12 protein-coding genes, 1 tRNA gene and 6 pseudogenes are annotated in these 15,199 nt (G+C 43.4%); 5 read left to right on the top strand and 14 right to left on the bottom strand.

From position 1 onward, the window contains the following. Positions 1-190: 190 nt before the first annotated feature. A complete protein-coding gene (locus PKHYL_RS03930) occupies positions 191-457 on the top strand; it encodes a hypothetical protein (protein WP_240366024.1) in 267 nt (88 codons plus the stop codon). Positions 458-548: 91 nt separating this feature from the next. Beyond that, positions 549-1,394 (top strand): hypothetical protein, encoded by an 846-nt coding sequence (locus tag PKHYL_RS03925; RefSeq protein WP_240366023.1) that lies wholly within the window; start codon positions 549-551, stop codon positions 1,392-1,394. 173 nt (positions 1,395-1,567) lie between these two features. On the opposite strand, the gene PKHYL_RS03920 is transcribed toward PKHYL_RS03925, so the two are convergent. From PKHYL_RS03920 to PKHYL_RS03910, 4 genes and pseudogenes are all read right to left on the bottom strand, one after another. Then, positions 1,568-2,008, bottom strand: coding sequence for a transposase (locus PKHYL_RS03920; RefSeq protein ID WP_240366022.1), 441 nt, complete (start codon positions 2,006-2,008; stop codon positions 1,568-1,570). Beyond that, a pseudogene (locus PKHYL_RS17130) lies at positions 1,983-2,057 on the bottom strand (IS630 transposase-related protein); the annotation flags it as partial. The pseudogene PKHYL_RS17130 and the gene PKHYL_RS03920, both read right to left, overlap by 26 nt. Before the next feature lie 58 nt (positions 2,058-2,115). Further along, complete coding sequence (locus PKHYL_RS17125) at positions 2,116-2,289, bottom strand: helix-turn-helix domain-containing protein (RefSeq protein ID WP_269778241.1); 174 nt, start codon at positions 2,287-2,289, stop codon at positions 2,116-2,118. Positions 2,290-2,454: 165 nt separating this feature from the next. Next, positions 2,455-3,694: pseudogene (locus tag PKHYL_RS03910) on the bottom strand (argininosuccinate synthase). A gap of 294 nt (positions 3,695-3,988) precedes the next feature. On the opposite strand from PKHYL_RS03910, the pseudogene pyrC reads away from it, so the two are divergent. The 3 genes and pseudogenes from pyrC to PKHYL_RS03895 all read left to right on the top strand — a co-directional run bounded on the left by pyrC (position 3,989) and on the right by PKHYL_RS03895 (position 6,610). Continuing rightward, a pseudogene (pyrC, locus tag PKHYL_RS03905) lies at positions 3,989-5,059 on the top strand (dihydroorotase). A gap of 164 nt (positions 5,060-5,223) precedes the next feature. Continuing rightward, positions 5,224-6,003, top strand: coding sequence for a ribonuclease T (gene rnt, locus PKHYL_RS03900; protein WP_223333204.1), 780 nt, complete (start codon positions 5,224-5,226; stop codon positions 6,001-6,003). Positions 6,004-6,534: 531 nt separating this feature from the next. After that, positions 6,535-6,610, top strand: a tRNA-Glu gene (locus tag PKHYL_RS03895). Positions 6,611-6,884: 274 nt separating this feature from the next. Here the strand turns inward: PKHYL_RS03895 and PKHYL_RS03890 are convergent. From PKHYL_RS03890 to kdsA, 10 genes and pseudogenes are all read right to left on the bottom strand, one after another. Next, entirely contained in the window at positions 6,885-7,229 is a 345-nt protein-coding gene (locus PKHYL_RS03890; protein WP_240366021.1) for a hypothetical protein, read from the bottom strand. A gap of 13 nt (positions 7,230-7,242) precedes the next feature. Further along, on the bottom strand, positions 7,243-7,494 hold the full coding sequence (locus PKHYL_RS03885) for a BLUF domain-containing protein (RefSeq protein ID WP_240366020.1): 252 nt from the start codon (positions 7,492-7,494) through the stop codon (positions 7,243-7,245). Positions 7,495-7,843: 349 nt separating this feature from the next. Then, positions 7,844-8,579 (bottom strand): annotated as a pseudogene (gene ispD, locus PKHYL_RS18510) (2-C-methyl-D-erythritol 4-phosphate cytidylyltransferase). 130 nt (positions 8,580-8,709) lie between these two features. After that, complete coding sequence (locus PKHYL_RS17970; RefSeq protein WP_332835958.1) at positions 8,710-8,781, bottom strand: hypothetical protein; 72 nt, start codon at positions 8,779-8,781, stop codon at positions 8,710-8,712. Beyond that, complete coding sequence (locus tag PKHYL_RS03875) at positions 8,759-8,911, bottom strand: hypothetical protein (protein ID WP_240366019.1); 153 nt, start codon at positions 8,909-8,911, stop codon at positions 8,759-8,761. The genes PKHYL_RS17970 and PKHYL_RS03875 overlap by 23 nt, the downstream gene beginning before the upstream one ends. A 268-nt stretch (positions 8,912-9,179) precedes the next feature. After that, positions 9,180-10,497 (bottom strand): annotated as a pseudogene (eno, locus tag PKHYL_RS03870) (phosphopyruvate hydratase). Positions 10,498-10,822: 325 nt separating this feature from the next. Then, complete coding sequence (locus PKHYL_RS03865; RefSeq protein ID WP_240366018.1) at positions 10,823-13,180, bottom strand: heavy metal translocating P-type ATPase; 2,358 nt, start codon at positions 13,178-13,180, stop codon at positions 10,823-10,825. A gap of 345 nt (positions 13,181-13,525) precedes the next feature. Further along, positions 13,526-13,750, bottom strand: coding sequence for a heavy-metal-associated domain-containing protein (locus PKHYL_RS03860; protein ID WP_071002129.1), 225 nt, complete (start codon positions 13,748-13,750; stop codon positions 13,526-13,528). A gap of 232 nt (positions 13,751-13,982) precedes the next feature. Beyond that, positions 13,983-14,237, bottom strand: coding sequence for a heavy-metal-associated domain-containing protein (locus PKHYL_RS03855; RefSeq protein ID WP_093071246.1), 255 nt, complete (start codon positions 14,235-14,237; stop codon positions 13,983-13,985). 27 nt (positions 14,238-14,264) lie between these two features. Then, positions 14,265-15,139, bottom strand: a pseudogene (gene kdsA, locus PKHYL_RS03850) (3-deoxy-8-phosphooctulonate synthase). Positions 15,140-15,199 lie beyond the last annotated feature (60 nt).

Here is a 15,199-nt window from a genome sequence, read left to right as displayed (position 1 = left end):
ATAAGATAACTGTTAAGGTAATTAGTAAAACTGATTCAAAATTTCTATTATCAAGGGATTGTGTCAATGCTTTTGGCACCGTAATATAGAGGCACACTTTTTGATGCTAGCAGATTATGACGACTATTTCACCGACACGTGTGTCGATGTATGATTTTTATATCATGATACCAAGCCTATGCTGCCACTTTTGGCTGATGCCGCACAGCTCTCATTGCCACAAGCGAGGCTGGCAATGGATGCCAGTCTACAAGCTATTGTGAGCGCGCTTCTTGCCTATCAGCAGCAACATCAAGAACAAGCACTCAGCAAAAGACTATTTGGACGTGCTGCTGTCAAAGAGTTACGACAATATAACTCCATGAATTTTGCGACTCTTAAGGCGACGTTATATCACCGAAACGATGCAGCAGATGCCGTTTTTAATAACAGCGCCCGTGTGATAAAAAATCAGTGATCATATTGCTGAAGATATTCAAGCAAAAACGCAGCAAGTTCAAATCTTACTCACCTCTTTATGCGTGATTGTCCTTCGAGAACTGGCCATCTTGGCAGAATACAGTCAACTCGATAGTGACGAGATGAATAAATGGTTTGCCCTACAGCCACAGTTTTTGTCCGCAGCACGCTTTAACAATGTACAAACGCAAGCAGTGCCTACTCTTGAGTCAGAGCGTGCTAACAGCGAGCCGGCCACACTGACAGAGTCTGTAGAAGACAAAGAGTCTTTGGAAAATCATGCGCAGAGTGTAGAACTCAAACTATTACACGCTGAGCAGCTATCAAGCACCCCGCCACCTTTTGATAGCCACTGGTACGAGTTGACAGGGTTCGAGCCTAAAAACCATGAACCTGTACAAGACATGCAATTGGCAACGGGTAATTACCTAAAAGCTATTGGACGCTCACCGGAGAACTTGCCGCAGGGTCGTCACAACGACATGCTGGTATTTGAAGAGATGCATGCTATTGCTTTGCCACATCAGCGCTGGTTACTGCAGTTGGCGAAAATCTCTGATATTTATCTTATTCGAAACCGACTGCGCATCAACTCTGAACCCGCCAATCCACCAAAGCCACCTTTGGTAAGCTTAGGATTGATCGGTGGCAATAATGACAACACGCCAGCGACAACGAGCGAAAAGCCGATAGAATATGACGCTTCCACACCGCTTTGGAAAAACCCTGTCATTCTTATTATTATACTTGTCATCGGTGTACTGGGGGCGCTCGCTACACTCAAATATCAATCGCAAAAGTCTGATGGCGTCGTGCTCGCCACCGAAGAAATATTAGCACAAGATATCACTGATGAGCGGCAGCAACAAGATGTCGCTATTGTGAGAGTGGACGATGAAGAGTCTGATACGGCAGAGACAGCACAAGCTCAATAAAGACATGTGCTTTTAATAAACTGATGTTCAAAACAGAGTCTTGATATAGTCACTGCACTACAAAAGAGTTATGTTTTGGATGAATATCATAAAACAATTTAGATAAGTCATTTTCCATCCAATCTTGGCGTAAAAACTTCACTTGAGCCCACTTTTTCTCGATGGGATTTAAGTCAGGGACTATAAGGTGGTAAGAATAGAAGCCTGTGACCATGCCTGTTAAGCAGCTTTTGAACGCGCTTATGAAAGGCTGCATTATCCATAACGATCACACATTTTCTCTTAAGCTTTGGTATCAGCGTGAACTTGCACCAGTGATAGAAAATCTTTTTATTAATGTTGGTCTTTAAGCAATCGAGTGCAAACAGCGTTTTGCCATATAGTGCACCAATGACGTTGGTTCGATCTTTGGCTTGCCAATTGTAACTGCCAATGCAGGGGCTACCAATGGGTGCATAACCACAAGGACGCATCGTTTCACTCTCAAACCCACTTTCGTCCATATAGACAATAGCAAAGCCTTGAGCAATGTAGTGGTTAAGCTTGGCTAGATAAGTCGCTCTTTTCACAGGACAGGCTTTGGGATGCTCAAGTGTCTTTTTTTTTGCTAACACCAATACGCTTTAAGGCTTTACTGATGCCTGTTGGGCTACAATTAAAACGCTGTGCTCGCTCATAGTGATAATCGTCAGGGTGGTCTTTGACATCTTGAGCTAAGGCTTCATCCCTCTATTTTGTAGGGCTTAATATATCGAGTGGTTTTACTATGAAGACGCTTTTTCCACTTCTGGATAGTCGTTGGACTGATATCATAGAAAACAGCAGCTTCAGCAAAGGTCATGCCCTCATCTAAGCTTTTTAAGACTTGTTTGCGATAATCTAGGGAGTAAGTCATGGTTATTTATTGTGGTAATCGTTTAGTTGATTTATTTTATAACATTTTTGTGGTCATCTGACTATAGAAACGCATCAGCCATAAAAAAAGAGGCGCTATTTATATAGGCCTCTTTTTTATTGCTGTTGAGCTAAATACTTAGTTAACTATGTATAATCGAAACGCTTATTTAGACAAATCGCGACCACGGCTAGCTTCGATAGCCAAACGCAGACCATTTAGACGGATAAAACCTTCTGCGTCTTTTTTGATCGTAAGCACCTGCATCATCTTCGAAAGTTGCAATTTTTTCGTCAAATAACGAATCATCTGACTTGCGACCGACGACGCTCACAGCACCTTTGTATAATTTTACACGTACCGTACCGTTGACGTATTCTTGTGATTTGTCAATCAATGCCTGTAGCATCATACGCTCAGGGCTGAACCAATAGCCATTGTAGATGATTTTTGCATAGCGTGGCATGAGCTCATCTTTTAGGTGGGCAGCTTCACGATCAAGCGTTAGTGACTCGATACCGCGATGGGCTTTTAGCATAATTGTGCCAGCTGGCGTCTCGTAGCAACCACGTGACTTCATGCCAACATAACGGTTCTCAACGATATCTAAACGGCCGATACCATGTTTACCGCCGATTTCATTCAGCTTAATCATGACTTCATAAGGCTTTAGGGCTTCGCCATCGATAGCAACGATATCGCCTTTCTTGTATTCTAGTTCTAGATATTGCGCTTCATCAGGCGCGTCTTCTGGACTGACAGACCAGCGCCACATGTCTTCTTCTGCTTCAGTGTACGGCTCTTCTAGAACGCCACCTTCATAAGAGATATGTAGCAAGTTGGCATCCATTGAATAAGGAGATTTTTTCTTATTGCCTGCATAATCAATAGCGATGTCATGCTCTTTGGCATATTGCATTAAGCTTTCACGGCTTGATAAATCCCACTCACGCCAAGGAGCAATCGTTACCACGTCTGGTGACAAAGCGACAGCACCTAGCTCAAAACGAACTTGGTCATTCCCTTTACCAGTTGCGCCATGACTGATGGCATCGGCATTGTGTTCTTTAGCAATCTCAACCAAACGCTTGGCAATCAGTGGACGTGCAATCGATGTGCCAAGTAAGTACTCACCTTCATAAATGGCATTGGCACGGAACATCGGGAATACGTAATCACGGGCAAACTCTTCGCGCAAATCTTCGATATGGATGTGCTTGATACCCATTGCTTGAGCTTTGGCTCTTGCTGGCTCAACTTCTTCGCCTTGACCGATATCAGCGGTAAAGGTGATCACTTCCGCATCATAGGTTTCTTGCAGCCATTTAGCGATGATTGAGGTATCAAGACCACCTGAGTATGCCAATACGATTTTATTAATATTTTTTGGATCAAGTTGAGCCATGAAAAACTCCCTGTTATGAGAATTTAGTTTTAGTAAACGCGCTAAGATCAAATCGTAAGCAAGTTAAAAAGAAATTACCTGCTCAGTGTACATCATATTTACTATAGGCAAAAGTCTAACTGCCATAAGGCGTGTGCTTTTGGCTTAAATCTTAAAAAGGGTTAAATAGTACTCAATGAATTATGTACAGATATTTCGCCTTATATTTAGTCAACTGGGTAAATCTGTTATGATAGTCGCACAGTATTATCCTCTTTTTTTCCTTTATTTGACGATATAGAGCGCTTTGACACTATGACTGATTCGATTAGAGAATTAACCATCCTTCAGCCAGATGATTGGCATATTCACTTGCGCGACGATCAGGCTTTGAGCACCACTGTGCCACACGCAGCAGGTAGCTTTAACCGTGTGATCTGTATGCCAAACCTTGTGCCACCAGTCAAAAATGCACATGATGCGCAGGCCTATCGCGCGCGTATCATGAAAACTTTGGCAGCAAGCGATTTAAGTCTTGAGCGAAAATCAGCCTTTGATCCACGTATGACTCTGTACTTAACGGACAATACCACCGCTCAAGATATCGAATTGGCCGCTCAGTCAGGCATCGTACAAGCGGTCAAACTTTATCCTGCTGGAGCGACCACCAACTCTGCCGATGGTGTTACCAATATCAATGCCTGTGTCGATGTATTTGAAGCACTAGAAAAGCACAATTTACCACTATTGATACATGGTGAAGTGACGCAAGACCATATAGATATCTTTGATCGCGAAAAACGCTTTTTTAGATGAAGTGCTGGCGCAAATCATCGTCAAATTTCCAACATTAAAAATCGTGGTAGAGCATATAACGACCAGCGATGCAGCAGATTTTGTATTGGCTCAAGGCAACCATGTTGCTGCTACTATTACGCCGCAGCATTTAATGTTTAATCGCAACCATCTATTAGTTGGTGGTATCAAACCGCACTTTTATTGCTTACCTATCTTGAAGCGTGAAAGCCATCAAAAGTCCTGTTGGATGTGGCCACGAGTGGTAATCCAAAATTCTTCTTGGGTACCGACTCTGCGCCACATGCTACCGACAAGAAAGAAGCCGCTTGCGGCTGTGCTGGTTGCTATAGTTCAGCAACTGCCCTGCCGTTATATGCCACTGCGTTTGATAGCGTTGGCAAAATAGATAAGCTAGAAGGCTTTGCCAGTCGCTTTGGCGCGCAGTTCTACGGTCTACCTCTAAACGAGAGTACCATTACGCTTGTCAACACGCCTATGCAAGTACCAAACGACTACCCTTACTTTGATGGTGCATCATTAACGCCGCTCATGGCAGGTGAAACGTTACCTTGGTCGCTTAAGATTTAGTAGCCACACAGCCTAGCACTAACAAAGCAACCTATTATTTTTTCTATAATGCCAATGATACCTTTGTACTAAACCTCATTAGTGCAAAGGCGTTATCGATGTTATGAAATAATGATGTGCAATTCCATATACCAGCACGACTGATAAAAGTGATTGAACTTGATATGACCAATCAAAATACAGCAACCTTGCCTGACGCAGATGTCTCAAATTCCACGGATGACGACCTGAACGTAATTCCAAGTGCTGCTACTGAAGACAAGGGCGACGATGAGCAAACACCCTTGAGTCTAAAAGACCGATTTCGTAAGTTTTTGCCTGTCGTCGTCGATGTCGAGACAGCGGGTTTTAACTCTCAGACTGATGCGCTATTAGAAATCGCCTGTATCCCTGTACTACTTGATGAGCATGGCGTATTTTACCCAGGTGAGGCATTCAATGCGCATATTGAACCGTTTGAAGGGGCGAATTTAGAGCCCAGTGCCCTTGCCTTTACTGGCATCGATCCTAACAACCCAATGCGCAAAGCCATTGCTGAAGATGAAAAAACGGCCCTTCGCCGTATCTTCAAAGGCTTAAAAGAAGTACGCCGCGAAGAAGAGTGCCGTCAATGTGTTCTGATTGGACACAACGCGCATTTCGATTTGGCATTTCTAAATGCAGCTGTGCTACGTACCAATAGTAAGAATCACAATCCTTTTCACAATTTTTCAGTGTTTGATACCGTGACTTTGTCTGCACTGGCATTTGGACAAACTGTACTAGCACGGGCATGTAAGGCAGCAGGACTCGAGTTTGATGGTAAAAATGCTCACTCAGCACTGTATGACACTCAAAAGACAGCCGAGCTGTTCTGTCACATACTCAATAATTATCCTATGCTCGCTAATGCGATGCACAATGAAGAAGCTACAGAAGCATCAGCTGATAACGATAGTGAATAAGTCACATATCATATATTGCCAATCATACATAATAGTGCTATTTGTAATATTTGATGACTTTGACATCTTGATTTGATAATCAATAGGGATATGATTGATATCACGATAAGCAGATGGAATTATTTTGTATAATAATAAATGTCATATTTTTGGACGACTAATATGACTACTTATGATGAATGTCGCGCCTAAGCGATGCAGTTATATCCTATAGATAGTTCAAGTTGCTCACTTTGCCTTGTTAGCGAATACTATCGAGGCCTAATAGGAGGGACTTTATTATGGATCCACAACTTAAGTTATGGGGAACCATCCTAGGCTATATGTTGCTCGCTTTAACTATTAGTGTTTGTACTTCCCTATGGATTCGGTATCATTTAAAGCGCAATGATCTCCATCCTCGCCGTGCAATTAAAAAAAGATATTTAATTTTAAAAAGACGTAGAAAAAGGCTTGACAGGAAACGCAGACGCTACTAAAATACGCACCACTTCAGCATAAATGGTGAAAGCAGTTGAAGTGTTGTTACTAGTCCCCATCGTCTAGAGGCCTAGGACACCGCCCTTTCACGGCGGTAACGGGGGTTCGAATCCCCCTGGGGACGCCACTATTTGGCGTCACTTGTTAGCATCCAATAAGACTAACAATGGTACCACCGAAACCCCAACTCATAATATGTTATGAGTTGGGGTTTTTATGTCTGCTCTTTCTTAATATCCAAGCTAGTTGTTTAATTAGAAAAAGCCAGCATTGAATCAATGCTGGCTTTTTCTTGTTTGTCTGCTCAACTAGATATAATTAGTATTTAGCTCGATGAGCAATCGTATGAACATACTTAAAATCATAAGAGAATTAACGCCTATAACTATATTATTTATCGATTACAGTATTAGCCATAGCAATGTGGCAGCTATCATCAAGCCGAGTACCGTCTGAATTAAAAAGAATGCTTGGTGTTGACCAACGACCTTACTCAACGTCACCCCTAGCGTACTGTATTTGACAGGAGGCGTATCAACGTTACCTGTTCTCGTTTGCTCTTCATAGTAGCCCTGCAATATGTCCAAGAACTTCTGCCACTCATTAGAATCCCACTCATACGGCTTAAATGGCATTAACTTTTTAAGTTCAGGCTCTTTAGTCATCCAACGCTCAAGGGTAATTGAACGTAATGACCAACTGGCAAAACGACGTTTGGTAATCTCAGAAAAATCTAAAACCTTCAATTCTTTATGTCGATCATCTATCAACAAACGATTTTTTTAGGTTGGTTAGTGCCTGCTCTGAGCCTTCGACACACTGCAAAAAGTAGCCATTGCCATAGCAAAGAATACCCGTGATATTATCTATTTGATTGCGTTCGACCGAGGTCTCTGAGATGTCATTAAGCGTGCTAGGACTTGAAAGACCAGTAGAGGTAATCCGGCTTATATATACAAGCTGGCAGAGATCTGTCGTTACTGGATTTGTTGAATCGTTGATTGTTGACAATCAGCTTCTCCCTATTATCAGGTAAATGTCGCTAAAACAATCATACTAACTTCAGAAAATATAGAGACAACATAACTAAGCGTAATAAATCGGCCTGATATATTATTGATTTTATAAGTTTTTATATTAATTGTATTAAGTTAGTTACATCATAGTTTAGATTGGTCATCAAAGCAACCTTTTATTAATTAATAGTCTTGCTTATATACAAAAACATGTTTTAAATATATATTAAATTAATATATATTAACTTTTATTGAATCTAAAACTTGCCGTGAAATTGATGCGATATTGACAGTCATTACCTTGAGCTATCTGATATAAATACGAAGCAAATCTATAAATTTGATTAATGTGAGAATTGGATATCAAGAATTGCTGCCAGTAATATAGCATCATCAGGATACGTAAGCTTGATGTTTTGTCGACTACCCGGCACCAAACGTATAGGTAGCTCTAAGTGCTCAAAAGCACTGGCTTCGTCTGTAATACTGAGCTGATGTTCAGATACATAGCGTAGGACGCGTTTCAGCTGACCTAAACGAAAAACTTGCGGGGTTTGGGCTTGCCATATGTTGCTACGGTCAATAGTGCATTTCGCATAAGGAATGAGTCTATCTTCCTCAGTAGGTGTGATTTTCTGATAGGAGCTCTTCAACGTATCGGCCACCGGTGTCGCTAAGATAGCACCATAAGGCTCCCCTCATCGCCGCTTTAATAACTTGATCGATATCCACACTCGGTACAGCGGGACGTGCCGCATCATGAATGAGTACTAAATCCGTATCATCGGCGCCTGACTCACTGATGGCCTCTACCCCTGCCTGCACTGATTGCCAACGCTCGGCCCCACCAACTGCGTAATATATAGGAAGCTCAAACTCTAGCTCCTGCGCTGTGCTGTCGTCTGCTGCTACGACCAATAGGCATTTATTAATATAATCGCTATGACCAAGCCTAGCCACGCTGTGCTGCAACAAAGTCTGCTCTTGTAGCGTTGTGTACTGTTTGGCAATGGATGCACCAAAACGGCTGCCGCGACCAGCTGCGACGATCATGGCGTGTATATTAGGGGTTTTATTCATAGTGTGATACTCATGGTTGAACCCATGACGATATATTTAAAGAGAGATAGTGAAAATGATAAGAATGACGGATGGCTTTATAATAAATGATAATGCTTGATATCACATCATACAGACCGATAGCTATAGCTTAATAGCTACTATGCGTCGTTGGTGCAGTTGATACTTGGACAAAAGTTTCATTTGGTTTGATTAAGCCCAAATCTAAGCGAGCGTGCTCTTCTACCGCCCTCAAGTCCAGTTTTTAGATCTTGCACATCGGTACGTAATAGATTGTTTGCTGCCACTTGGTTATCATTTAAGCGTTGTTGCTCTTCAATTTGAGCCGTCAACTTGTTATGTTCAAAATGGCCATTTTCCCCAGCCAATACTGATATTGCAATCCCAAAAGCACTGCAACGGCTAGAGCAAGTAGTATAAATTGGCTAAAATATTTCATAAGGTGACAACGCCAAACAACATAGAAAAAATGATATAAGAGTTTTAAGATGATTAGGCGATACACAAATGATTATATATCGCCTAGATTCAATGATAAGTTCGGCTTTTGAGCTTAGACTTTTTGACGTATATTACGCGTTAAAAAGCCAAGTCAGTCTGTTAACCACGTAGACCGATAAACTCTTCACGGCCACGGTAGCTTGCACGTACTTGCTGCTCGATGCGTAGCAATTGGTTGTACTTAGCAACGCGGTCTGAGCGGCATAGTGAGCCTGTTTTGATCTGACCGGCAGCGGTACCAACTGCTAAATCTGCAATGGTGCTGTCTTCGGTTTCGCCTGAACGATGCGAGATGATGGTTGCATAGCCATTTTTCTTCGCCATATAAATCGCATCTAGCGTTTCTGACAATGTACCGATTTGGTTGAACTTAATCAAAATGGCATTGGCAATATGCTTATCGATACCTTCTTGCAAGATTGTAGGATTGGTCACAAATAGATCATCACCGACCAACTGGACTTTATCACCAATCTGCTCGGTCAGATACTTCCAACCATCCCAATCTGACTCATCAAGACCGTCTTCGATAGAGATAATAGGATACTGACGCGTGAGCCCAACGAGATAGTCTGAGAACCCTTGGCTATCGAAAGCTTTGTTGCCTTCGCCTGCCAATACGTATTGACCGTTCTTGTAAAACTCACTAGCCGCACAGTCTAGCGCAAGATGAATATCTTCACCCGCTTTGTAGCCGACTTGTTCGATCGCCTGCATAATAACCGTGATGGCTTCTTCGTTGCTACGTAGATTTGGTGCAAAACCACCTTCATCACCAACAGCGGTATTTAAGCCTTGTGATTTCAATACAGACTTTAAGCTGTGGAAAATCTCTGTACCAGCACGTAGCGCTTCTGAAAAGCTGGTAAAGCCAACTGGCTCAATCATAAACTCTTGAATATCAACGGTATTGTCCGCGTGCTCGCCACCATTTAGGATGTTCATCATTGGCACAGGCATGGTCAATGACGTCTGATTACGCAAGTTAGCAATATACTGATGCAATGGCAGATTCTGTGACTTGGCAGCCGCTTTGGCCGTCGCAAGTGACACCGCTAGCATGGCATTCGCACCAAGGCTCTCTTTGTTTTCTGTGCCGTCTAGCGCAATCATGGCATCATCAATACCCTGCTGCTCAGTCACATCTTTATCAATCAAAGCACTGCGAATCTGACTGTTGACGTTGGAAACGGCTTTTTTGACGCCTTTACCCATATAGCGAGATTTGTCGCCATCACGTAACTCAAGCGCTTCACGTGAGCCTGTGGATGCGCCACTTGGCGCCGCAGCACGGCCGACAGTGCCATCAGCTAAGATCACATCAGCTTCGATAGTTGGGTTGCCGCGCGAGTCTAAAAATTTCACGAGCGCGAATGTCTTTAATTGCGGTGACGTTGTTGGTTTCTTCAGCGTACATAATGTCTGTTAATTCCTTTGGTCATGCCAAGTTTGTGAGATAAATAACGGCAGCTAGCATACAAAAAAGATAAAGCAAAATATCGTATAGCTCATATACCTAGAATCCCTTCAAGCCTTTCTGCCATATGGCTGTATTTGCATATGAAGAAAGGCTTATTGAACAGATTAACGGTTGGCTATCGTGCTTGGCATCATAGCATATATTTTATCAAACTTCCCTTATCTTACACTGACTTGCGGTCATAAATATCATCATAGATAGGTATATCTCAAATACTCGTTTGGTCTGCGTTGATGAAATATCATTGCTAATACAGCAATTATTATTTCGCTAAACGCGTTTCATTGGTGTGCGGGGCAGATACCGTATTCTCAAGCGCAGCCTCTGTCTTAAATCGTGTCAAGCGTAATGCATTCATCAAAACTGAGATAGAGCTGAGTGCCATCGCTGCTGCTGCAATCATCGGATTTAAGAAGCCCAAAGCGGCAAGCGGGATACCAAGGCAGTTATAAATGAAAGCAAAAAACAGATTTTGTTTAATATTGCGTAGCGTTGCTTGGGCAATCTTCTGCGCCGCATCAATATGCATGAGCGACTCGCCCATTAGACGGGCAGAAGCGCTGTGCTGCGCGACATCTGTTCCCTCAAACATTGCAAAGCTGGCATCGGCAGTGGCCATCGCTGGCGCATCATTGACCCCGTCTCCTGCCATCGCCACCTTATGACCAGCAGTTTGCAGCCGTGCAATTTGACTGGCCTTATCGCGTGGACTCATTTTGCCGTAAGCTTTTTCAATACCCAGCTGCCCTGCCACATGATCGACGACCGACTGCTTATCACCACTCATCAAGATCACATTAATACCCGCATTTTGTAGCGCAGTGATTGCTTGCGGGGTATCCGCTTTCAAGTCATCTGCTAAGGCAAATGCGCCTAGTGGCTCATCATTGATACTAATGGCAACGGTACTGGCAATTTGCCATACTTTTGGCATCAGCTTAGGTAACGTCATATTAGCAAATTCAGCCGTCCCGACGTTTACTCGTCCAAGTCCTTCGATGTTTGCCTGTATACCAGATCCTTTTATCACACTGATATCAGTCACATCGAACAAAGACAGCTGACGCTCTTTAGCCGCGTTGGTCAAAGCAGTTGCCAATGGATGACTGGCATGTGCTTCGACACTGGCGGCGATCTGCAAGACATCATTAACAGCGATCGACTTATCCATCATGACATGATCGACGATAGTGGGTCTGCCAATGGTCAGCGTGCCTGTCTTATCGAGCACCACCGTGTCAATATTCCCTGCCGCCTCGAGACTTTGCGCGTCTTTGAACCACACGCCATGACGCGCCGCAACCCCCATACCCGCCATGATAGCTGCTGGCGTGGCCAAACCAAGGGCACAAGGGCATGCAATGACCAATACTGATACGGCGTGCATCAAGGCAGTATCGACCATACCAGTCAGCCACCATGTTAGGCCAAAAGTAACCAACGCAATAGTGACCACGATTGGCACAAACACAGCAGTCACTCTATCCGCCAATCTTGCCAAGTTAGCTTTTGAGCCTTGCGCATCACTCAATGCTTGTACCATATCGCCCAGCTTGGTGTCACTACCCTTGGCACTGACGCGATAGAGCAAACTACCATTCTCCACCAAAGCACCTGCCAGTAATCCATCGCCCACTTCTTTTTTAAGGGCAATTGACTCACCTGTTAAGTGACTCTCCACGCACCAGCCGCTACCATCTGTGACGATGCCATCGGTCGCGATACGGCTACCTTGCTTGGCACGTAGGATGTCACCTACTTGTACATCAGACAGTGCAATAGAGTGAAAATCACCATTTGGCTGCTGCTGCTCGACTTCATCAGGCGTTAATGACAATAATAAATCAATGCTGTTGAGGCTATGCTTCTTGGTACGTTCCTCTAAGTATTTACCAGTCCGCACAAACGCAATGACCATCACCCCTGCTTCAAAATATACGGCTGGGCTATTACTAGCACCGTGTCCGCCCATGTGTCCACTTTGCAAGAGGCTCCCCAAAGTGCCATCGCCATGAGTAAGCCACAGATAAGCCGAATATGCCCATATCGTCACGGTACCAATCACCACCAGTACATCCATATTGGCAAGACCGCCTTTGATGGATGCCCATGCGCTCTTATAGAATGGTAACGCAAAGCCAAACTGTACAATCGTCGCTAAAATAAACTGAATCCAAATGGGCGGCATCCACGCCATCCCAGCACCCACCAACATGCCTGCCATACCCACCAAAAATGGCACCAAACACAACCATAAACCAATCAATCGCCATGGATATTGGGTGGCTGTGTCTTCATCTGTTTTTGCAAATAAACTGTCGCTGGCCTGTAGATTGGCAACAAAACCCGTCTTGTTTACCCATTCTGTGACCTGTTCTGGCGTCGTTTGCGTCGGATCATAATCTACATTTGCCGTCTCACCAGCAAAATTCACACTCACTTCATACACCGAAGGCTTTTTATTCAGCACCTTTTCGATTCGTGAAGCACAGGCCTGACACGTCATGCCATCAATCGCCAATTGCAGATGCGCACGTTGCGGTGCAAGTGGCGTATTTGATTGAATGTCAGTCTCGACATCGTAGGATCCATCACTAGTGGTACGGGTAGTATCATTCATAAAAATAACTCTTTATAGCGTCTATATACTCATAGAAGCCATAATAAAATATCAGTGGATTGACAAAAAAATCAAATGAAACAAGTAAAACACGATAACAATCAGTATGAATACGCTGTTTAGGCTACCCAGTTATTATAGACAGACATATTGCAATATATTCAGGTAGCACCTATTAGATGGTCACAACCATCATCTATTCAAGTAAGCCTCAATCATTTAGTAAATAGCAGCAAACTAGGACAGCCATGGACGTAATCTATAGTCAGAATTTTTAACCATTAAAAAACCAGCTAACATGCCAGTAATAACATGGTAGCTGGTTTTGTAGATAGATGACGACATTTATGAATTAGCGACAGTCGCCTCAAATCCAGCCTCATCAATGGCCGAAGCAATCGCTTCTGCACTGGTTTTGCTATCATCAAAGGTGACCGTCGCTAGATTGTCAGCTAGATCAACGGTGATCGTATCTAAACCGTCGATGTCGGCAGTAGCAGTATGTACACTTGCCACACAGCCGCTGCAAGTCATGCCATCAATTTGAATAATACGTGTTTGGCTTGCCATGGTTAGCTCCTTATTTTTATTAGTGAAAAGTAGCCTTGATAGCTGTTCTTCAATATTTACTTCTCAAAACCTATCAAAGTACCACTAAACAAGCATAAGCCCTATCATCAGCGACAGCAAGACACTTTGGTTGTTACTTTATTAACGAGATGCTATTAACAAGACAGGAACTTCTTAATAAAAACCTGAACGCTACTCATTGCTTATGTAGCATTCAGATCGTCCATATATCTTAGTCTCTATGATGCGGATTTTGCGGCGCATCGATAGGAAATGGCTGAGTCACATAATCAACCATACTAATCGCCGCCGTCAAAGCATGAATACTCGTATCCGTATCATCATAACTGACCGTTGCAACATCATGCACAGGATCTAGATCGATAGCAGTCACGCCTGAGATATTCTTAAGAGCGGTCATTACACTATCTAGACCATCTTCATCGTCGATATTTTCTATACTGACTTGTGCGGTTTGAATCGCCATTGCATCACCCTCTTATCATTTATAATATCAATGAGTATCTAATGTCTCAAAGCCTTTGACCAAATCATCAATTTGCTTAAGCTGACGCAAAAACGGCTCTAGCTGGCTCATGCGCAGCGCACATGGCCCATCACATTTCGCCGTTTCTGGATTTGGGTGCGCCTCTAAGAAAAGCCCTGCCAATCCTGTCGCCATACCAGCACGTGCCAGTGTCGTAATCTGCTCACGGCGCCCACCTGCACTGTCACTACGCGCGCCTGGCTGCTGCAAGCTATGTGTCACGTCAAAGAATACGGGGATATCCATCTGCTTCATGGTATCAAATCCGAGCATATCAACGACTAAGTTGTTATAACCAAAGGCGCTGCCACGCTCACAAAGTATCAGCTTATCATTACCGCCTTCTAGACACTTATTGACAATATGTCGCATCTCATGCGGCGCCAAAAACTGTGCCTTTTTGATATTAATAATCGCGTTTGTCTTTGCCATCGCATGAACCAAGTCCGTCTGACGTGACAAAAAGCTGGCAACTGGATAATATCAGCAACTTCAGCGACTGGTGCTGCTTGATGAGGTTCATGTACATCAGTGATAATCGGTACTTGGAATTTTTCTTTGATTTGCCCGAGCCAATCGATACCTTGCGCGAGTCCCGGCCCTCGGTATGAATGCAGGCTTGAGCGGTTGGCTTTATCAAAACTCGCTTTAAACACATAGCCGATACCCAAGCGCTCACATATCTCAACGTATTGCTCAGCAATCTCAAACGCCAACTCTTTAGATTCTAAGACGTTCATCCCACCAAATAATACAAAGGGTTGATCATTACCAATGTTGATCGTCTTATTATTAGGCGTGTTAAGTGCAATGTGTGATTGCGCCGTTAATAGGTTTTCCATTTAGCCACTACCTCTTATTTTGTTATTAATATCTCCATCCCATATTGTAACCGATAGCCT

It is taken from the genome of Psychrobacter sp. KH172YL61 (assembly GCF_007182895.1).
GTDB lineage: Bacteria > Pseudomonadota > Gammaproteobacteria > Pseudomonadales > Moraxellaceae > Psychrobacter > Psychrobacter pacificensis.
This window is presented reverse-complemented; position numbering and strand designations above follow the sequence as displayed.